Below are 5,775 nucleotides of genomic sequence, written 5' to 3' on the forward strand. Positions count from 1 at the left end.
CGGCGACATCTGCCGGCAGACTGGCGCGCTGATGCGCCGGGTCGCTGCGATCGCCCTGCACGATGAAGAGGTTGGGGGCGGCGTCGCCACGGCGCTCGCCGAGCAGCACATCGTCTACGCGCGTGAACTGCTGCTCCTTGGAGAGTGCCAGGAGGCTGGCGCTGACGTTGCCGTTCTGGGCGCCGAAGGCTCCGAGGTCGGCCACCTGCTGGTGAAGCTGATTGAGGCGAGTGTGATCGGCGTGGGATGGATCGGCGGGGGTTCCGCTCAAGGGATGGGCATCCTGCGTCCGCTCGCCATTCTGCGAAATCCACCACTGACCGAAGGTCTGCGTCGGCATGTCATTCCACTTCACCTTGTCCAGCTCGCTGTCCTTGACCTGCTGTGGGATAGCGTTGATCGCGGGTATGTTGTCCAACACCTTGATCGAGCCTTCGTAGTTCCTGATCTCACCGGCCAGTCCTACCGGGCGCAGACCAGCGTGGTTCAACGCACCCCAGGCGAAGTCGGTGCAGGCATTGGTGACCAGGTTGTAGTTGTTCTTGTCGAAGCCGTGCTTTTCCGGGGCTTCAGCGAACTCCATGATCTTGTCGTACTGTTCCCTGCTGACTTCTATCGTGCGCTCGTAGCGCGGATTTCTGTAGACCAGATTGTCGTAGGTATCAACTTCACCTGCGTCCGGGTTGGTTGGCGTGGGCGCGCGCGTATATCCGTAACTTTTTGGATCGCGTCCGCTGCCATCATCGATCGTGAGGAACATGTGCCCCACGGACGAGTTCTCGAGCCGTACTGGCACGGAATCCCTTTCGCCCCAGCGAGGCGTTCCCGGAGCAGCCACATGGATCGTGACGGTGAAACGCTCTGCAGCGTCCTTCTGCATCTCTCATTTTCCCAGTAGTTGGAAGCCGACAATAAGCTCGGCCGATATGTCATTGAGCTGGGGTCGATCCTCCAGCAGGTCCACGGTCAAATGGTATCTGCCGGCATCCAGCAGGCCCGCATCGGCCAGTTGCAGCATGTGGTAGGAAACATCCTGCGAGTACAGTCCAGCCTCAATCAGCATCCCGCTTTCAACTTTCCCCTGAACCAACTTGCCGACGTGGCCGTCAGGCGGAAGAGGCTCCATGCTGCGGCCTCCCGGGGCCGTGGTCATCAGTCGCACCGATGTAGCGTGGTCGCCGTCCAGGCGCTCCAGACGAACGCGCGCGGGGACACCGACGTCCCTTATCCGCTCGGCCTCGGCAAGCAGCGGCTTGACCTCCTGCGCTTGCAGGCGGAACCCGATCTTCAGACTTGGAATCGCGGGAGGTACTGCAGGCGGCAAGTCAAAGGTCACGTCCACGATGCGCCCCGCCTTGTCCAACCGCACGCCTCGCGTGAACGGCACCACGGTTCGTGCGTCGGCCTCGGCCCGGGTCAACAGCTTCGGGGCTTCAGGTGACGAAGTACTGCCGCAGCCCACCAGCAAGGCGAGTACCACCGACGCAACAACTGCACGCACGGCCCGCATCACTGCTCCTTCAGCCGTAGCGAATCAGCCACATCGGTCTGTGCCGCCACCTCCGTAGCGATGCTCGCGCGGCGATGCCCCGGATCATCGCGGTCGCCCTGCACGATGAAGATGCTCTCCGCCTCGTGACTGCTCTTGGTAGGCCGGCTGAGCAGCACGTGGTCCACGCGCGACAGGTTGTTCTGCTTGGCCAACACCAGCAGGCTGGCGCTGATGCGCTGGCTGGTGTCGTCGAAGGTGCGCCCGTGTGCGGCGTCCAGCTCGGCCACCTTCTGGATCAGCTGCGCGAACAGCCGGTGGTCCGGGTGCGAGGGGTCCAGCAGCGTGCCGGCCACTTCCATCGGGCTGGGCGGCGGCTCGTCGCTCGGGCGACCGCCTTCGCGGTGCAGCTCGGCCTCACGTTCGGGCATCGGGTGGTGCTGTTCGCCATTCAGCTCGCTGGCCGGGAATGGCGCAGCGATGCACTGGATTTCCGGCAGGTTGAACAGCACCGCGAACTCGCCCAGGTTGCTGCCGCCGTCCAGCGGTGCCGGCTGCGAATGCAGGCCGGCATAGTGCAGCGCGGCCCAGACGAAATCGCTGCAGCGGTTGATGGTGGCCGGGCGATCGACATCGAAGCCGAACTCGGCCGGCTCCTCGGCGAAATCGCGCAGGCAGCCGTAGTGCTCTTCGCTGATTTCCAGGGTGCGGCTGTAGTACGGGTCGCGGTGCTCATCGGCATCGTCGTGTACGACCTCGGCGTACTGCACACCGGCAGCGGCCTCATCGGGCGGCAGACGCAGCGGTGCGAAGCCATAGCTGTGTGCTTCTTCGCCTGTCGCGGTCTGGAAATACATGTGCCCGCGCGGTGAGCTGCCGCCGCTGTTCAGCGGGGTGCCGGGGGCGGCTAGAAAGAGGGTTACCGTGTAGCGTGTTGCTTGCTCCATGCCTGCTCAGCCTTGTTGGGTACTGCGGTCCTGGCCGGATGATCGCATAGGTGGGTTCGCGGGCAGGTGGAGAGAAAAGCAGCACGGGGGCCGAAGCCCCCGAAACTGTGATCTACCATGCAGTACTCGGCCCGGGTCAGCCCATTTGCATGGGTGCCCGGCTCTGCTCCAGCACGGGCTCCTGCTGTGCCGCCAAGGCGCGTTCCTGCTGGCTTTGCGAAATCTGCTCTACCTTGGCGAACGACTGCTCCACTGGCGTTCGGGCTGCTTCCTCTGCCGTCATAGAGGCTCGCACATGCGCAGGATCGTTGAGCTCGCCCTGCACGGCGAATAGCCGCTGTGCTGAGCCATCAGCGGGCGTACTGCCCAATACAACATGATCGACGCGCTCCAGCCCATTTTCCTTGGCGGTGGCCAGCAACCCCACCGAGATGCGCTCACTGGTTTCGTCGTAGGCCCGACCGTGCCTCTCATCAATGCCCGCTATGCCCTTGCGGATGGTGTCGAGCATCTCGCGATCGTTGCCTGGCAATTGCTCATCGCTGATGAGGCGTTGCTTCAGGGTTCGGTCCGGCATCTTGTTGTAATGCTCGATGTTCAACTCACTATCGGGAAACGGTGCGCGGATGCTGCGGATGTACTCGACATTGGTGAGCGGCTTGAGTCCACCTTGGAAATCCTTGTCCTGCATGAAAAGCGCATTGGTGCGATGGAGTCCCGCGTGATTCAGCGCGCCCCAAGTGAAATCAATGCAGCTGTTGTTGAGCCCGTGATACTCCGTATTGAACCCATGCTTGTCCGGCGCGGCACCAAATTCCTTGAGCTTTTCGTACTGATCTTTCGAGATTTCGAGCGTTCGTTGGTAGAAGGGATTCTGGTACTCCCGCGCGTCAGAGTCGTAAACCTTGCCGGGGCCGGTCGTCGCCCCGTGCTCCTTCGGCGCAAAGCCATAGCTGATGCTCTCACGGCCATTACCCACTGTGTAATAGACGTGGCCTGCGGTAGATGTTCCGCCCTCCAACAGCGGGGTTCCTGGCGCCGCAACGTAAATTGTCACGCGATATCGTTCGTCCATGAAACGCTCCTATTTCGACTTGTGCTTGTAGGCGACAAGCAACTCTGCCGGGATCGGCGCGAGATGCACGGGTGGGTCAAGTAACTCCACGCTCAGGCGGTACCTGCCCGGAGAGAGGTTCTGGCCCCACGCCATCGCCAGTTGCTTGTAGTGCCCCTGCGGATTGGACAAACCTGCCGCTTCAAGTGAGGTGTCGTCCACGTCATCAAGCCAGACCGTTGAAACGCGCCCATCAGCGTTGATCGGCACGAGAGTGGCAGCCGTTCCTGGCTGCTGCTCAACACGGACGAGTGGAGCACTTGCCTCACTCATTTCCCCGAGCTGAGTAAGGTGCACGCGTGCAGGCAGACCAGCCCCTCGAATCATCAAGGCCCGCTCCTGCGCTACGGCACCATCTTCCCCACTTACGCGGACGGCAACCAGGAGCGTTGGCGTTGCGTTTCTACCGGGTGGCTCCAGATTGAACTCTACGACCATTGGCTCGGCCATTGACGTCAGAGTAAGCGGCCTGACAAGCGGCACATTGTTTTGTGCAGCACTTGAAGAAGCCTCAGATCGCGGCGGGGAAGTCTGTGCCTGGCAAGCGCTCAGCAGAAGAAAAGTCAAGCATGCGCCTGCTCCCAGCATCCGTCGTCCCAGTCGCAGCATCGTCCGTCCTCGCGTGAGCTTTGATTGATAGGTGTGTTTTCACCAGGCTTTCTTATACACCCAGGCCTAAAAGCAATCTACGACGACTGTCACTACAGAGCGGACGGGCACCGCCGAGCCCGCAGTAAGTCGAATTCACATCCCATGTGTTGAGACGCACTTCAGCCATTCTCCCCTCCCCACTGGAGGATCACCATGACCAAGATCGACCCCGCATGGCTCGAAGCCCTCGACAAAGAGCTCCTCCACCTGTTCGCCATCGACCACCGCGATGCCGGCATGGATGAGCACCTGCTGCGCTGCTACACAGACCTCCCACCACGCGAAGCAGCACTGGCCTTCGGCAGCGACTACGACCTGGAGCGCGACGATGCACTGTGGCCACGACCGCGCGTGCCTGTGTGAACCACGCAGCAGTCCCGCACCCCGGCATTCAAGGCAAGCGATGCCAGGGCATGGCCGCTATGCTGGCAGCGCACCGGAATGGAAACCACGTATGCCCCGTTTGAACGCCGCCCTGGCACTGAACCTCGCTCTGATGCTGCTGGGCGCTACACCTGCCATGGCCATGGCGGCAGATCCGCAGGTTTCCACTGAAGTGTTCGTAGAGCGCGGTGACAACCCCACCTTCGAGCTGAAACAGGCGCCTGCCGTTGAGTATTCAACGGCCCCTGCCACGCCGCCCGATACCTTGCTGCAGGTTCCCATGGAGGTGCTGTTGGTTGCTCAACTGGATGAGCTGGGCCACGTTTCCAACGTAATGGTGGCGCGGTCCAGCGGACTGCGGGAGATTGATCGTGCGGCCTTTACCGCAGTAGACCAGTGGCGCTTCGAACCTGTCGTGGTTGAAGGCGTCGCGCTGCATGCGCGGGTTCGGGTCCGTATGACCTTCGTGCCCACGGCCGAGGCGCAGCCCGGCTGAACTGCTGCTCCAATCTGTCGTAATTGGTCCTACGCCGTAGGCCTGGCTGTAGGCATCCTGTGCTTGGGGCCAATAGCGCCAAGCCCTTCAAGACCGTTGCGGCGCAATCGCTTGCCGGCTTAACACCGTGTGCGACAATGCCGAAAGCGTCAGGACTGGCAATCGTCAGTTCTGCAGTTTCTTGGCATTYGGCAGCTGTGCGGGTATCTCTTTGCGTGCCACCGAAAACGGGTGGCACGGGTGTCGAAAGCCCGTTCAGTAACCATGTGTTTTACGCTTGTCAGCCGGCGTCACCTTTGCGTGGCGCCGGCTGGCAATCCGTTCGCGTTCCATGGCGGGCGGTGCGTGGGGGTCTTCGGACCCACCGGCTTGGTTACTGTCCGGCTTTCGAACCACGCATCGTCCGCCGCCTTTATCTGGTGGCGCTGCTATCTGTCCTGTACGGAGCATTGCCATGAACGCATCGGAATTCCGCTCTCTCCACGCGCAGCACGACCCAGCCAACACCGAAGTCGAGCGCGAACCGTCTGCCGATCCCAACACCTTCGTTGCCACGCTGCGCCGCATCGGAACCGGTGCTGCTGCGGATGGCCAGTCTTGGCCGGAGCGGCATCAACTGCCTGGGCGTTGTCTTCAACTGGCGGATGCGGACTGCGCGCTGGCCGGGCTGCGCGTGGTGCAGGAGGTGCTGTTG

The 5,775-nt window shown here is 62.0% G+C and carries 8 protein-coding genes; 3 read left to right on the plus strand and 5 right to left on the minus strand.

Translation table 11 applies throughout. The annotated features are described in order from the left end of the window. From AB4Y84_RS11035 to AB4Y84_RS11055, 5 genes are all read right to left on the minus strand, one after another. Positions 1–880: XVIPCD domain-containing protein (locus AB4Y84_RS11035; protein ID WP_442250130.1), on the minus strand; the 880-nt coding region annotated here is incomplete at its 3' end. 3 nt (positions 881–883) lie between these two features. Then, positions 884–1,510: a hypothetical protein gene (locus AB4Y84_RS11040; RefSeq protein ID WP_442244717.1), complete on the minus strand. Its 627-nt coding sequence runs from the start codon at positions 1,508–1,510 to the stop codon at positions 884–886. Next, positions 1,510–2,436 carry an XVIPCD domain-containing protein gene (locus AB4Y84_RS11045; RefSeq protein ID WP_442244716.1) on the minus strand — a complete coding sequence of 309 codons (927 nt, stop codon included), beginning with the start codon at positions 2,434–2,436 and terminating at the stop codon, positions 1,510–1,512. The genes AB4Y84_RS11040 and AB4Y84_RS11045 overlap by 1 nt, the downstream gene beginning before the upstream one ends. A gap of 136 nt (positions 2,437–2,572) precedes the next feature. Continuing rightward, positions 2,573–3,511 (minus strand): XVIPCD domain-containing protein, encoded by a 939-nt coding sequence (locus AB4Y84_RS11050; protein WP_049464817.1) that lies wholly within the window; start codon positions 3,509–3,511, stop codon positions 2,573–2,575. Between the two features lie 9 nt (positions 3,512–3,520). Next, positions 3,521–3,760 (minus strand): hypothetical protein, encoded by a 240-nt coding sequence (locus AB4Y84_RS11055; RefSeq protein WP_442244715.1) that lies wholly within the window; start codon positions 3,758–3,760, stop codon positions 3,521–3,523. Between the two features lie 594 nt (positions 3,761–4,354). Between AB4Y84_RS11055 and AB4Y84_RS11060 the strand changes: the two genes are divergently transcribed. The 3 genes from AB4Y84_RS11060 to AB4Y84_RS11070 form a co-directional block, all read left to right on the plus strand. Next, positions 4,355–4,564, plus strand: a complete 210-nt coding sequence (locus tag AB4Y84_RS11060) for a hypothetical protein (protein ID WP_442244714.1) — start codon at positions 4,355–4,357, stop codon at positions 4,562–4,564. A 91-nt stretch (positions 4,565–4,655) separates the two neighbouring features. Continuing rightward, on the plus strand, positions 4,656–5,081 hold the full coding sequence (locus AB4Y84_RS11065; protein ID WP_442244713.1) for an energy transducer TonB family protein: 426 nt from the start codon (positions 4,656–4,658) through the stop codon (positions 5,079–5,081). 454 nt (positions 5,082–5,535) lie between these two features. Beyond that, a partial coding sequence (locus tag AB4Y84_RS11070; protein WP_442250131.1) for a hypothetical protein occupies positions 5,536–5,775 on the plus strand: 240 nt, incomplete at its 3' end.

Source organism: Stenotrophomonas sp. 2YAF22, from assembly GCF_052114665.1.
Lineage (GTDB): Bacteria > Pseudomonadota > Gammaproteobacteria > Xanthomonadales > Xanthomonadaceae > Stenotrophomonas > Stenotrophomonas indicatrix.

What these genes read in the sequence shown, in the direction of transcription:
- AB4Y84_RS11040 (WP_442244717.1), bottom strand. Translation starts at nt 1,510, where the DNA reads ATGCGGGCCGTGCGTGCAGTTGTTGCGTCGGTGGTACTCGCCTTGCTG.
- AB4Y84_RS11045 (WP_442244716.1), bottom strand. Translation starts at nt 2,436, where the DNA reads ATGGAGCAAGCAACACGCTACACGGTAACCCTCTTTCTAGCCGCCCCC.
- AB4Y84_RS11050 (WP_049464817.1), bottom strand. Translation starts at nt 3,511, where the DNA reads ATGGACGAACGATATCGCGTGACAATTTACGTTGCGGCGCCAGGAACC.
- AB4Y84_RS11060 (WP_442244714.1), top strand. Translation starts at nt 4,355, where the DNA reads ATGACCAAGATCGACCCCGCATGGCTCGAAGCCCTCGACAAAGAGCTC.
- AB4Y84_RS11065 (WP_442244713.1), top strand. Translation starts at nt 4,656, where the DNA reads ATGCCCCGTTTGAACGCCGCCCTGGCACTGAACCTCGCTCTGATGCTG.